Annotated in this window: 15 protein-coding genes; 7 read left to right on the top strand and 8 right to left on the bottom strand. The window is 64.8% G+C overall.

Features of this window, described 5'->3' with window-relative positions:
* Positions 1–143: 143 nt before the first annotated feature.
* Positions 144–2111, bottom strand: coding sequence for a methyl-accepting chemotaxis protein (locus tag QA649_RS38745; RefSeq protein ID WP_283021743.1), 1968 nt, complete (start codon positions 2109–2111; stop codon positions 144–146).
* A gap of 173 nt (positions 2112–2284) precedes the next feature.
* Entirely contained in the window at positions 2285–3250 is a 966-nt protein-coding gene (locus QA649_RS38740) for a glyoxylate/hydroxypyruvate reductase A (RefSeq protein ID WP_283021742.1), read from the bottom strand.
* 144 nt (positions 3251–3394) lie between these two features.
* On the opposite strand from QA649_RS38740, the gene QA649_RS38735 reads away from it, so the two are divergent.
* The 4 genes from QA649_RS38735 to QA649_RS38720 all read left to right on the top strand — a co-directional run bounded on the left by QA649_RS38735 (position 3395) and on the right by QA649_RS38720 (position 6218).
* Positions 3395–3763 (top strand): YciI family protein, encoded by a 369-nt coding sequence (locus tag QA649_RS38735; RefSeq protein WP_283021741.1) that lies wholly within the window; start codon positions 3395–3397, stop codon positions 3761–3763.
* Positions 3760–5046 carry an RNA polymerase sigma factor gene (locus QA649_RS38730; protein WP_283021740.1) on the top strand — a complete coding sequence of 429 codons (1287 nt, stop codon included), beginning with the start codon at positions 3760–3762 and terminating at the stop codon, positions 5044–5046. Before QA649_RS38735 ends, QA649_RS38730 begins: the two co-directional genes overlap by 4 nt.
* A 183-nt stretch (positions 5047–5229) precedes the next feature.
* Positions 5230–5769 (top strand): SRPBCC family protein, encoded by a 540-nt coding sequence (locus QA649_RS38725; RefSeq protein WP_283021739.1) that lies wholly within the window; start codon positions 5230–5232, stop codon positions 5767–5769.
* Between the two features lie 35 nt (positions 5770–5804).
* Positions 5805–6218 carry a VOC family protein gene (locus tag QA649_RS38720; protein WP_283021738.1) on the top strand — a complete coding sequence of 138 codons (414 nt, stop codon included), beginning with the start codon at positions 5805–5807 and terminating at the stop codon, positions 6216–6218.
* 104 nt (positions 6219–6322) lie between these two features.
* On the opposite strand, the gene QA649_RS38715 is transcribed toward QA649_RS38720, so the two are convergent.
* The 6 genes from QA649_RS38715 to QA649_RS38690 all read right to left on the bottom strand — a co-directional run bounded on the left by QA649_RS38715 (position 6323) and on the right by QA649_RS38690 (position 11490).
* Positions 6323–6673, bottom strand: a complete 351-nt coding sequence (locus tag QA649_RS38715; RefSeq protein WP_283021737.1) for a hypothetical protein — start codon at positions 6671–6673, stop codon at positions 6323–6325.
* 427 nt (positions 6674–7100) lie between these two features.
* Positions 7101–7436 carry a hypothetical protein gene (locus QA649_RS38710; RefSeq protein ID WP_018641609.1) on the bottom strand — a complete coding sequence of 112 codons (336 nt, stop codon included), beginning with the start codon at positions 7434–7436 and terminating at the stop codon, positions 7101–7103.
* Positions 7437–7698: 262 nt separating this feature from the next.
* Positions 7699–8136 (bottom strand): hypothetical protein, encoded by a 438-nt coding sequence (locus QA649_RS38705; RefSeq protein WP_283021736.1) that lies wholly within the window; start codon positions 8134–8136, stop codon positions 7699–7701.
* Positions 8137–8258: 122 nt separating this feature from the next.
* Positions 8259–9047, bottom strand: a complete 789-nt coding sequence (locus QA649_RS38700; protein WP_283021735.1) for an SDR family oxidoreductase — start codon at positions 9045–9047, stop codon at positions 8259–8261.
* Positions 9048–9118: 71 nt separating this feature from the next.
* Complete coding sequence (locus QA649_RS38695; protein WP_283021734.1) at positions 9119–9616, bottom strand: DUF2846 domain-containing protein; 498 nt, start codon at positions 9614–9616, stop codon at positions 9119–9121.
* Between the two features lie 209 nt (positions 9617–9825).
* The gene (locus QA649_RS38690) at positions 9826–11490 is read right to left on the bottom strand and encodes a PAS domain-containing methyl-accepting chemotaxis protein (protein ID WP_283021733.1); all 1665 of its coding nucleotides are present in this window, start codon (positions 11488–11490) and stop codon (positions 9826–9828) included.
* Between the two features lie 318 nt (positions 11491–11808).
* Between QA649_RS38690 and QA649_RS38685 the strand changes: the two genes are divergently transcribed.
* The 3 genes from QA649_RS38685 (at position 11809) to QA649_RS38675 (ending at position 13124) form a co-directional block, all read left to right on the top strand.
* The gene (locus tag QA649_RS38685; protein WP_283021732.1) at positions 11809–12174 is read left to right on the top strand and encodes a nuclear transport factor 2 family protein; all 366 of its coding nucleotides are present in this window, start codon (positions 11809–11811) and stop codon (positions 12172–12174) included.
* A gap of 121 nt (positions 12175–12295) precedes the next feature.
* Positions 12296–12700, top strand: coding sequence for a YciI family protein (locus tag QA649_RS38680; RefSeq protein ID WP_283021731.1), 405 nt, complete (start codon positions 12296–12298; stop codon positions 12698–12700).
* A gap of 58 nt (positions 12701–12758) precedes the next feature.
* On the top strand, positions 12759–13124 hold the full coding sequence (locus QA649_RS38675) for a hypothetical protein (RefSeq protein ID WP_283021730.1): 366 nt from the start codon (positions 12759–12761) through the stop codon (positions 13122–13124).
* Positions 13125–13232: the final 108 nt, after the last annotated feature.

Genomic DNA, 13232 nt, shown 5'->3' with positions numbered 1-13232 from the left:
TCGTCGTCCTGGCGAAGGCCAGGACCCATAACCACCGAATGCGGTTTGGCGATAAGTCGGAGTTGCCGGCCTCGCGCCGCAACTGCGCCCTGGGGTAATGGGTCCTGGCTTTCGCCAGGACGACATCCAGTTTGCAGCCCCGCTTACGCCGCGCGGATCTGCGCCAGGAACCGATCCACCTCATCCCGCAGCCGCTGCGACTGCTTCGCCAGCTCGACCGCCGAGCCCAGCACTTCCTCGGCGGCCGTGCCCGTGGCTGCGATGCCGTCGGTGACGCCCGCGATGTTCTGGGAGACCTCGCCGGTGCGGGCCGCGGCCTGCTGGACGTTCTGCGCGATCTCCTGCGTCGCCGTGCCCTGCTGGCCGACGGCGGCGGCAATCGCCGCGGAGATCTCATCAACCTGCTGGATCGTCGTGCAGATCGACTGGATGCCATCCACCGCGCCACTGGTTTCGCCCTGAACGGCCGTCACCTGTGCGCCGATCTCTTCCGTCGCCTTCGCGGTCTGCGTCGCCAGCGCCTTCACTTCCGAAGCGACCACGGCAAAGCCGCGGCCGGCTTCGCCCGCCCGCGCCGCCTCGATCGTCGCATTGAGCGCCAGAAGATTGGTCTGTCCCGCAATGCCGTTGATGAAGGAGACGACGTCGCCGATCTTCTGCGCGGCGTCCGCGAGGCTCTGCACGCGCGCATTCGACTGCCGACCGTCGCTGGCGGCCTTGCCGACCACCTCGGTCGCATGCGCCAGCCGCCGGCTGATCTCGGTCATTGACGAGGACAGTTCTTCCGCGGCCGCCGCCACCGTCTGGACGTTCTCCGAGGCGAGGGCCGAGGCCGACGACACCGTGCGGGTCTGCTCGCGCGACTGCGCGACGATGGCCGACATCGAGCGCGCGGTGTGCTCCATCTCGACCGCCGCCGCGGACACCGTGGTGACGACGTCGCGGATGCTGGCCTCGAAATTGTCGGCGAGCGAGGCGAAAGCGCGGCGTTTCTCCGCCTCCGACTGCGCCTTGGCTTCGAGCTGCTCGGCCTGGAGCTTCGCAAAATTCACCGCATTGTCGCGGAACACCGCGACCGCCTTGACCATGGCGCCGACCTCGTCGTTCGCCTTGCTGACCGGGACGGCGACGTCGAGACGCCCGTCCGCGAGCTCGCGCATCACTGATGTGATCGACAGGATCGGCCGCGAGATGCTGCGGGCGATGAGATAGCCGACGATTGCGGCAAGCACGAGCCCCAGCGCGGCGATGCCGATCGCAAGCATCCAGGCGCGGTCGGCCGACGCCTCGTAATCGGCATTGTCCATGACGAGCTCGACGGCGCCGAGCGGCTTGCCGGAAAAATCCTTGATCGGTCCGACCAGCGCGGCGACCGGCACGTTGTCGAGCTTGGCCTGCCGCACCGTGAACTCGCCGCCGGTGGCGCGGCCGTAATCGGCCGCGTCGAAGAAGCTCTTGCCCTTCAGCGTTCCGCCGAACAGCTTGAAGCCCGAGCCGTCGGCGAGATGGAAGGCGACGTCGACACGGCGGTTGGTCTTGAAGTCGTCGAAGAAGGGCTGGCCGAAGGTCAGGCCGAATTCGACGGTGCCGAGATGCTTGGCCCCTTGCGCGATCGGCACCACGCCGCGGATGCCGAGACCGGCGACGCCGCCCTCGAGGCCGACCACGACCTTGCGGTCCTGGTTGGCGACGACGACGGTCTTGCGGAAGCCGGAGAGGTCGTCGCCGAATTTCGCGGGCTGGTGCACACGCAGGAATGAGGTCGCCGGCGGTACGTGGAACTGGAACTGATCGACGCCGTAGTCGGACTTGATGGCGGCAAATACCGGCCCGAACAGGCGCACCAGCGCCTCGCGGTCCTGCTTCGCCATCGCCTCCTGCGTCGCCGGCATTGCCGCCACCACGGCGCTCATCGCGGCGGCGCGTTGCGATTCCTCGGCGATGCGCGATTGCAGGGCGTCGTAATGGCTGCGCAGCTCGCGCTGGTCGGCGCGGTCGATGATCCCCGCGATGATCCACATCGCGCCGAGCACCGCGATCAGCGCCGTCGCCGCCGCCGTCACCGCCAGCGCAACCGTGATCCGCATCCTGAGGCCGAGGCTCGCCCGCATGTCCGACTCGTTGTTTGAGCGTTGGTTAAGAACGCCTATCAACTTCTCGCTAAGAGAGGGTGAACGGGATACCGGCGGTGCGCGGTGGTTGTAGGGGCGGGCTGCCCGCCCAAATACCAGTGTCGTCCCGGCCTGCGCCGGGACGACACTGAGCGTGTAGAGCTAGCGGGGCCTCAATACCCCCTGACCCGGTCCACCACGTTCTCCAACGCGCGGCCCGCCTCGAAGCTTGCGATCTGCTCGGCGACGTAGGCCGAGATCGCTTCCGCGTCGGTGTCGGCGGCGTTGTGCGGGGTCAAGAGCACCTTGGGGTGGGTCCAGAACCGGCTGTCCTTCGGCTGCGGCTCCTGGACGAAGACGTCGAGCGAGGCGGCACCGAGCGTGCCGTCATCGAGACAGGCGAGAATGTCGGCTTCGTTCTGCAGGCCGCCGCGGCCGGCATTGATCAGCACCGGCGCGCCGAACGGGCCCTTGCGGTTGAGTTTTGCAAAGACGTCGCGGTTGAGGATGCCGTGCGTGTCCGGCGTCAGCGGCAACAACGACACCAGAATGTCGGTCTTGCGCAGGAACGCGTCCATGCCTGCAGTGCCATGGAAGCATTCGACGCCCGCGATCGTGCGCGGGCTGCGGCTCCAGCCAGTGACGCGGAAGCCGAGCCGCCGCAGCACGTCGGCCGCGTCCGCGCCGAGGGTGCCGAGCCCCATCACGCCGACAGTGACGGCGCTCGCCGGCCACTGATATTTCGGCTCCCAGCGCTTCTCGCGCTGCGACTCCCGCAAGTACAGCTCCTGGCGGTGGTGCATCAGAACGTGCAGCACGACATATTCGGTCATGCGGTTGGTGAGGTCAGGTACGGCGACACGGACCAGCGGCACGTCGGGCAGGCTCTTGTCGGCCATCAGCGCATCGACGCCCGCGCCGAGATTGAAGATCGCCCGCAGATTGGGGAACGCGCCGAGATCGCCCGGCACCGGCTTCCACACCGCCGCATAGTGCACCTCGGCCGGATCGAGCTTGGGATCGGGCAGCAGCACCACGCGGCGGCCGCCGCAGACCCCATCGAACCGGGCCTTCCAGCGCTCCGGCAGCCAGTTCTGCTGCGTGCTGTTGATCAGGACGGCCAGTGTGCCCATGGTCATTCGAAGTGCCTCATAAGGTTCCGCTTTTGGAGGCCCTCCTTGGCACGATCTGCCGGATTTTTCTTGCAAAATCTTTCCGCAGCCCTGTCGGGGCGGGGCATAGTGGATCGTCTTCAGAACAAGAGGTCGGGGAAGGTGCTGCCCATGCTTTATGCGATTCTTTGCTATCACGATGAGGACTTCGTCGGCTCCTGGAGCAAGGAGCAGGACGAGGCCGTGATGAAGAAGCTCGCTGTGGTGCAGGAGAAGCTCACCCAACAGGGGCGGCTCGGGCCGGTGGCGCGGCTGCTGCCGACCACGGCGGCTGCGACCCTGCGCAAGGAGGACCCGCCGCTGGTGCTGGATGGTCCCTATGCCGAGACCAAGGAGCAGTTGCTCGGCTTCTACATCGTCGATTGCAAGAACCTCGACGACGCGCTCGACGTCGCGCGCGAGCTGGCTGCGGCCAATCCCGGCGGCGCCTATGAGGTGCGTCCCGTCGGCGTGTTCCGGCCCGGAGGAAACCTGACGTGAGCGAGACCGAAACCGCCTGGATCGAGACTGCGCTGACCTCGGCGCGACCCCAGGCGGTAGGCGCGCTGCTGCGCTATTTCCGCGATCTCGACACCGCCGAAGAAGCCTTCCAGAACGCCTGCCTGCGCGCGCTGAAAACCTGGCCGCAGAACGGACCGCCGCGCGATCCCGCGGCGTGGCTGATCATGGTCGGCCGCAACGTCGCGATCGACGAGGTGCGCCGGACCCGCAAGCAGCAGCCGCTGCCCGAGGACGATCAGGCGATCTCCGATCTCGACGACGCCGAGGGCGCACTCGCCGAGCGGCTCGACGGCTCGCATTATCGCGACGACATCCTGCGGCTGATGTTCATCTGCTGCCATCCGCAGCTGCCGGCGACGCAGCAGATCGCGTTGGCCTTGCGCATCGTCTCGGGCCTCACCGTGAAGCAGATCGCCCGCGCCTTCCTGGTCTCCGACGCGGCGATGGAGCAGCGCATCACGCGGGCCAAGGCGAAGGTGGCGGAGGCGGGGACGCCGTTCGAGGCACCCGGCGCCGTCGAGCGCTCCGAGCGGCTCGCCGGCGTGGCGGCGATGATCTACCTGATCTTCAACGAGGGCTATTCGGCGAGCGGCGACACCGCGGCGATCCGGACGCCGCTGTGCGAGGAGGCGATCCGCCTGGCGCGGCTGCTGCTGCGGCTGTTCCCGAGCGAGCCGGAAATCATGGGACTGACCGCGCTCATCCTGTTGCAGCATGCACGCAGCGCCGCGCGCTTTGCCGCGGACGGCTCGCTGATCCTGCTGGACGATCAGGACCGCTCGCTGTGGAACGGCACCATGATCGCGGAGGGGCTGGCGCTGATCGACAAGGCGATGCGCCATCGCCGCAGCGGGCCGTACCAGATCCAGGCCGCGATCGCCGCACTGCATGCGCGCGCGGCAACGCCGGAGGAGACCGACTGGGCCCAGATCGACCTGCTCTATGGCGCGCTCGAGCTGGTGCAGCCTTCGCCCGTGGTGACGCTCAACCGCGCCGTCGCGGTCTCCAAGGTGCACGGGGCCCAGGCCGCGCTCGACCTGATCGAGCCACTGGGGCCGAAGCTTGCCAACTACTTTCACTTCTATGGCGTGCGCGGCGCCTTCCTGATGCAGCTCGGCCGCAATGACGAGGCGCGAATCGCCTTCGACCGCGCCATCGCGCTGGCCAACACCTCCGCCGAAGCCGCCCATATCCGCATGCATCTCGATCGGCTGATCCGGGATAGCCAGCCGAAGGCAAAGGAAAGCGCGAAGGTGAAGTGAGTTCTCGTCATTCCGGGGCACCCGAAGGGTGAACCCGGAATCTCGAGATTCTCCGGTGCGCAATTGCGCACCTGAGGCCTGGTCCTTCGGACCATCCCGGAACGACGGGCAAGAAAATCTCATTTGCTCTTGTCGGCCCCAGCCATCCTCCTTCGTCTTAATCCCATATCCAGGGAGCCACCTATGCTGAAAGCCATTGCCATCATCGCCGTCGTTCTCGCCGTCGGCATCGCCGGAGTCCTCGTCTTTGCGTTGACAAAACCCGACACCTTCCGCGTCGAGCGCAGCCTCGCGCTGAAGGCGCCGGCCGGCGCGATCTATCCGCTGGTTGCCGATTTCCATCTCTGGACGACCTGGTCGCCCTATGAGAACCGCGATCCCGCCATGAAGCGCAGCTTCGGTGGAACTGCGTCAGGCAAGGGCGCTACCTATGCCTGGGACGGCAACAACAATGTCGGCGCCGGCCACATGGAGATCCTCGAGGCGAGCTCGCCGTCAAAACTCCGCATCAAGCTCGATTTCGAGCGCCCCTTCGAGGGCCACAACACCGCCGAGTTCACCTTTGTGCCGCAAGGCGAGACTACTCTGGTCACATGGGCGATGTACGGTCCGGCCCCGTTCCTGTCCAAGGTGATGCAGACCTTCATCAACATGGACAGCATGATCGGCAAGGATTTCGAGGCCGGCCTTGCGAGCCTGAAGAAGCTCACCGAGAAACAATGAGCCTCACTGCCCAAGGAAGAGAAGAGGAGAGAAACATGCTCAATCCCTATCTGTTCTATCAGGACACCTGCGAAGCGGCGTTCACCTATTACGCCAAGGTTCTCGGCGGCAAGATCGACGCGATGATGCGAGCATCCGAAGCGCCGCCGGACATGCCGGCTGCACCCGGCCGCGAGAAGATGATCATGCATGCGCGGATGTCGCTGCCAGACGGTAGCGTCTTGATGGCCTCCGACGCACCAGGCGAGCACTTTCACAAGCCGCAGGGCTTTTCGGTATCCTTGACGATCAAGGATGTCGCGGACGCCGAGCGCAAGTTCAACGCGCTCGCGGACGGTGGCTCGGTCACCATGCCCTTCAGCAAGACGTTCTGGGCCAAGGGCTTTGGCATGTGCGTCGACAGGTTCGGCATTCCCTGGATGGTGAATTGCCCGGCCGAGGGCATGTGACAATAGCGGTCGTCTGACACACCGGCGGCGCGCCCCCTTCGATCATTGCGGGGCAGGGCGCGCCCAGGCTGGGCACGTCATCCGGCGGCCGGCCGGTATGTCTCTCACCGGATTGATCCGGTCACGTCTTCGCCGGACGGCGGAGACTGAACGCAGCGCGGACAGATCACGAGCTTGGTGCCGAGGGTCCTGTCGTTCTCCGCTTCGATCTCGTCGTGGACGGCCCACCACGCCTCGGAGTACGGACGCAAGGTGGCGAGCACCTTCTCCCGCTCCTGATTGGGATTGTCCTGCGCAGGTGCGGGACTGGCAGCGCGCCGCTTTGTGGCGTGAGTGCGATTCGGATCCTTGCCGAGGCCGTCCCATGCGATCGGACGACGCTCCTGCGCCGGTGCGACCGCGCACCCAATGAGCGCTGCGCAAAAAGTGAGCAAGAAGAAGCCGTGTCGCATCATGCCGGGGCCTTTGGAGCGGTACGCGACACGCAAATTCCGCTTGGGAAGTATCGCATCGCGCCAGTTAAATGGAACTTAAGGGAAACGACGGCCGGCATGGCCGAATAAGGGATCATGATCTCGCATCACTTTGCGGGAGCAGTGAGGCCGCTTCGTGGAGAGGTGCGGCCCGCATCGCACAACAACTGGCGCAATAATAGGCTGTGAACTCAGCGTCAGAATCGCTAATCATTTCTTCATAAATTCTACAAACTGGGATGGGCGTGACTTGGAAGGGGAGCGACCGATGGCAGCGGCGCTACAGATCAACTTTGCACTCTGGGGTATGCTCATCTGCGCGAGCATGGAACTGGCGCAGATGATCCAGCGGTTCTTCTAGAACCGACGAAGCGTGTGACCGGCGCAATGTCGCCGGCGCGCTTGCCCGTCAGCTCACGAGCAATGCGATGAGCGTGAAGCTGACACTTGCGATGACGAGCATCGAGACGATGTAGTTGCGCGGTCGCGCCGTCCGGGAGGGCGTAGGTCGCCGCGGCTCTACGCCGTGCCGGTCGGGTTGCGACGGCGCGAGCGCGGCGTCTGCGCCCGAGCCGACATATTTCACATAGAGCTCGAGCAGCCGCAGCTCGGATGCGAGGTCCATCAGGCCCTCGCGGTCGCGTCGCGACAGCAATTCGAACTCGACGGTTTCCTCGGAGCTCAGTTGACCGAGAACGATCCGGCCCTGGTCCGACAGGCGGTAGCGAAAATCGATGGGTTGCATGGCGTGCGACCCGCTTGAAAATGAGCAATCTTGAAAAGGCAAAACCATACTAGTCTGTGACCACTGCTGAGATTGTGACGCCGCCGCGGCCTCAGTCTGGCCAAATTCATCATAGTCAGCAGGGAAATGCTGCAAACCGCGTAAATTGTGCAGCCATTGCAAAGCGCTTGAGCGGATTCAGCGGCCTCGGAGGGGGATTTTCACCGAACTGCCTAATCGCCGGACAATGGCGGGCTGATCGCGGTCACGCGCCGCCCGGGCGTCACCGGCAGCGCGGATAGATCGCGGCGAGGTCGCGCCCCTTCAGCAGCAGCAACCGCGAGGTGAGACCGCCGCGGCGGCTGATCCAGTCGCGCACCGGGCCGGGATAGGCGGCGAGCACCGCTTCGGATGCTTCCGGCTCGGCATAGATGCGCCCGCGCCGGTCGATCGAGCGCGCGGCGTGGAAGCCGAACACGGCGCGTTTGGTGACGCAGATGCGCTCGCCCGGCACGATGCTCAGCACCAGCGTGCAGGCGGACAGGCAGGGACCGTCGATCACCACGCGCTCGCCGCTCTCGCGCACCTTCTCGAACAGGTCGAGGAACGGCCCGACCTGTCCGCCCGGCGACTGGATGATGCGGATTTCGGCGGCAGCGGGCGTGGCGGCGACGAGCGCGGATGCGAGCATCAGGGCTTTGAGGGAGGTGACGCGTCGCATGAACTCTCCACCAACTCGGTTTCGTAGGGTGGGCAAAGCGTAGCGTGCCCACCGTCGGCACCGCAAATCCGGAAGAAGGTGGTGGGCCCGGCGCTTCGCGCCTTTGCCCACCCTACAAGGTTCTACCCGTTCCGCCGTTGCCCGCGCAGCGTCGGCAGGCCGATGCCGGCCGCATCGAAACCGCCATCGACGGCCAAAATTTGGCCGGTGATGTAGCTCGCGCGGCCTGAGCACAGGAAATAGATCGCGTCCGCGAGTTCCTCTTCCAGGCCGTAACGGTTGAGCGGAATGGCGTCGTGATAGTCGGCGCGGATCTCTTTGGTATGCACCTGCTTGGCCATCGCGGTGTCGACCGGCCCGGGAGCGACCGCGTTGACGCGGATGTTGAGCGAGGCAAGCTCGACCGCGAGCTGCTTCGTTAGATGGGCAAGGCCGGCCTTGCTGGTACCGTAGGCCGAGCGTAGCGTCGAGGCGCGCACCGCCGAGATCGAGGTGATGTTGACGATGGCGCCGCCGCCCTGCTCGCGCATCAGCGGCGCGGCCGCCTTGGTGCACAGGAACGGGCCGGAGAGATTGACCGCCATGATCCTGCTCCAGTCGGCGTCGCTGGTCTCCAGCACGGGCGCGAACACGGCGACGCCGGCATTGTTGACGAGGGCATCGAGCCGGCCGAAGCGGCTCATGACCGCGGCCATCGCAGCGCCCACGGCCGCTGCGTCGGATACGTCGCAGGTGATCGCCAGCGTGTTGTCGGGATCGTTCAGCGCGGCGGCCGCGCTCGCCTGTAGCTCGCCCTCGATGTCGAGCAGCGCCACGCGCCACCCTTCGGCGAGAAAGCGCCTCGCCGTCGCCAGACCGATGCCGCGCGCAGCTCCGGTGATGAGGGCGACTTTGGCGGAGGAGGAGGTCATGGTGCGGTCCTTTGCTCGGGACTGCGGCATGACAGTTTAGCCGACCCCGCGCAAGGGATCAGAACAAGGGATCAGGGCTTGGCGCCGACATATCTGAGGCGGTTTATGTCGGATTGTCCCTGCTCCGGGAATTCGAGCGTCGGCGTGACATGGCCGACGAGGATGCCGGGCGTCACGGCCGTCTTGATGTATTTCGTCTCGCCCGCGGCCAACTGGAACGTCACCGCGTTTTCGACCTCGGTTGCGGTCGTCACGGCGTATTTTCCCGGAGGGCGGTCGACAAAAGAGAACCCGCCTGGCACAGACCTGCCGACGACTTCATTGTTCATCCGGATCTCAGGCTGGACAGCCGACCCCGCAAATTCGCCCGGCCGGACGAAGTAGACGCGGCCAAAACCCGGCTTCAATGGCGGAAGCTGCGTGGGCGGTTCATCGAGGCCGCGCGGGCTCGCGCAACTTGCCAACAAAAATCCGACCAGCAAAAGGGGCAGCGCCCCAATCTTTGCTCTCATAGTGCCCCACCCCAAATCGACGGCAAACCACGAGCAATTGGCTCGCTGCTTCGTCATCCCCGGCGTCTATAGGCCATACACGTATTGATTGTGCAACCGTTTTTCGGTCGACAGGCACAGCAATGATGGATTGTCGATTGGGCACCTTGACGCGCTCGGGAGAGCATCGTGCACCTCCATCGTCACCCTGAGGCGCTTGCTCTGCGGCGCATCGCGCCGCAGAGCAAGCCTCGAAGGATGACGGGGAGAGAGGGGGTAGATCGAGCCTACGCCAGCTCCGCCGAGGCGCGCTGCATGTTGGTCGACATGTCCGCCGTCACGATGCTCTGCTCCTCGACCGCGGCGGCGGTGGAGGCGATGAACTCGTTGACGGCGGCGATCGCGACCTTGATCGCGGTCAGGGAGGTCGCGACGTCGCCGGAGATGGTGTTCAGCGCGTCGATCTCGGTCGTGATCGTATCGGTCGCCTGCTTGGCCTGGTTGGCGAGGCTTTTCACCTCGGAGGCGACCACGGCGAAGCCGCGGCCGGCTTCGCCCGCGCGGGCCGATTCGATCGTGGCGTTGAGCGCGAGCAGATTGATCTGGCTGGTGATGCCGGAGATCATCTCGACGATGCCGCTCATGGCCTGTGCGGCCGCGGTCAGCTTCTGGGCCTGGAGGTCGGCGGATTCGACCCTGGTCGTCGCGGCCTTGGACGTCTCGCGCGACTTCGCCATGGTCTCGGAGATCTCGCGGATCGAGGCGCTCATCTCTTCGCTGCCGGCGGCGACCGCATCGATCAGCCCGCGCGCATTGTCGGCTTTCTTGCGGCCGATCGCCTGCGCGGTGATGTCGGTGGCGTATTTCACCACCTTGTACGGCTTGCCGTTGAGGTCGAAGATCGGGTTGTAGGAAGCCTGGATCCAGATCTCGCGGCCGCCCTTGGCGATCCGCTTGTATTCGGCGGCCTGGTATTCGCCGCGATTGAGCGTGTCCCAGAACTGGCGGTAGGCGGCCGAGTTCTTCTCGTTCGGCTCGACGAACATGGAATGGTGCTGGTCCTTGATCTCGGCCAGCGAATAGCCCATCGCCTTCAGGAAATTCTCGTTGGCGGTGCGGATCGTGCCGTCCATGTTGAACTCGATCACCGCCTGCGACTTCTGGATCGCGGCGAGCTGGCCGTCATTGTCGGCCGCCTTCATCTTCTGCGCGGTGACGTCGGTCGCGAACTTCACGACCTTGAACGGCTTGCCGTTCTCGTCGAGGATCGGGTTGTAGGTCGCGAGAATCCAGACCTCCTTGGCGCCCTTGCCGAGCCGCTTGTATTCGGCGGCCTCGAACTCGCCGCGGTTCAGCTTGGCCCAGAACGCCGCATAGGCCGGGCTCGCGCGGTCCTCGGGCGTCACGAACATGGAGTGGTGCTTGCCCATGATCTCGTCGAGCGAATAGCCCATCGCGCCCAGGAAATTCTCGTTGGCGGTGACGATGGTGCCGTCCATGTTGAACTCGATCACGGCCTGCGCGCGATTGATCGCGGCGATCTTGCCGGAATCCTCCATGGTCTTGATCTTGTACGCCGTGATGTCGGTGGCGAACTTGATGAAGCTGACCACCTTGCCGTTCTCGTCGCGCAGCGGCGCGTAGGAGGCGTGGACCCAGACTTCCTTGCCGCCCTTGCCGAAACGCTTGTACTGCGTGGTCTGGAACTCGCCGCGGTTCAGGCTGGCCCAGAAGTCGCGATAGCGGGCGCTCTCGCGCTCCGCCGGGCTGACGAAGATGCTGTGATGCTTGCCCTTGATCTCGGCGAGCGTGTAGCCGCTCATCTTGAGCAGGTTCTCATTGGCATCGAGGATGGTGCCGTCGAGATCGAATTCGATCACCGCCTGCGACCGGTCGAGCGCCTCGACCTCTGCGATCGCATGTCTGACTTTCTTGCTTTGAAAATTGAACACGTGAGCTCCGCAATGTTTTTCGGTGGCAATTGGGAGAATCTGTTTCCCCTCAGGGAAAAAGTTGCATGCTCTTCTTGAGCATCTGTAAACCGTAGGAAAAACCTGTCTCGGCTCCGAAGCTCCACGTGCGTTTGCCATGTCTTTCAACTGACAGGCGTTCCCGTTTCATGTGCACGGCGAAGTTCATAGACGGGGCCGTATTTGTACGGAATGCATGCGAATTATTTTCCGCGTCCTGTTGCCGCAGTCCGCATGCGGTGTCGGCGCGGCCGTTCGGGAATCGTCTTGCATCAGGGGATGCTCGCCGCGGAGATGACGATGTCTGATGACCATGAGCGCGTGATCCGGAACCTGTTTGCCGCCTATCTCGCCAACGACCGGCAACGGGTGAGCGATGCGCTCGCCGACGATTTCCGCTTCACCAGCCCGTTCGACCACGACCTCGACAAGGCGGCGTATTTCGAACGCTGCTGGAGGGACACGGGCTGGATCGCGCGGCATGACATCGAGCGGATCTTCGTCCGGGGTGACGAGGCCTTTGTCACCTATTGCTGCCTGGCAACGGATGGCAGGAGCTTTCGCAACACCGAGTTCTTCACCTTCGCCGGCGGCAAGGTCCGGCGCATCGAGGTCTATTTCGGCGCCGCCCGGCAGGATGGCCGTTTCCTGCCGCAGCCGCGCTAGCGCGGCGGCCTTCCCGAATAATTTTCGTCACCATGTCGGTTCCTCGGACGTTCATTCGTCTTGGAGGTGAGGGCGGGCGGCTCTGCCGCCGCTCTCCCGACAGTGAAAAGTAGGGAACACCATGCGATTCATGATGCTGATGATTCCGCTCGGCTACGAGAGCGCCCCGGCGGACGTCCAACTCGATCCCGAGCGCGTCGCCGCGATGATGCGCTACAACGAGGCGCTGAAGGATGCCGGCGTGCTGATCACGCTGGACGGCCTGCATCCGCCCTCGATGGGCGCGCGCGTCTCGTTTGCGACCGGCGAGCCTGTCGTGACCGACGGTCCCTTCGCTGAGGCCAAGGAAGTTCTGGGCGGTTACTGGATGATCGAGGTCGCCTCGCGCGCCGAGGCGATCGCGTGGGCCAAGAAGTGCCCGGCCTCGCCGAACGAAATCATCGAGATCCGGCAAGTGCAGGAGATGAGCGACTTTCCGCCGGAGGTGCAGGTGGCCGCCGCCGGCTTCGACGATCTGAAGAAGTAGTCACAGCGGTCGCGAAGACATCGCGGCCGTCGTCAATCGATCAACAAGGAGAGAACCGATGAGCACCGAACACAAATTCCTCGCCGTCTATCTCGGCAGCGTGAGCGGCGAGAAAATGAAGGCCTGGCACGCGATGCCCGAGGCGGAGCGGAAGGCCCGGGAGCGCGAGGGCATGGCCGCCTGGACCGGCTGGGTCGAGAAGCACAAGGACGTCATCGTCGAGATGGGCGGCCCGCTCGGCAAGACCCGCAGGATCGACGGACGCGGCATCACCGAGATCAGCAACGCGCTGACCGGCTTCACCGTGGTGCGGGCCGCCTCGCAGGAGGACGCTGCAAAGCTGTTCGAGAACCACCCGCATTTTGCGATCTTCCCGGGCGAGGCGGTCGAGGTCATGCCCGTGCTGCCGATTCCGCAGATGTAGCCTTCCCGTGACCGTCATTCCGGGGCGGCTCGAAGAGCCGAACCCGGAATGACTGCGGAAAATACGGGTTAATCAAACCCGGCCTGCGCTAGTGACCTTCACGCCCGG

Source organism: Bradyrhizobium sp. CB1717 (assembly GCF_029714325.1).
Classification (GTDB): domain Bacteria; phylum Pseudomonadota; class Alphaproteobacteria; order Rhizobiales; family Xanthobacteraceae; genus Bradyrhizobium.
Note: the sequence above shows the minus strand (reverse complement) of the source record. Positions and strands in the feature narration are given on the sequence as shown.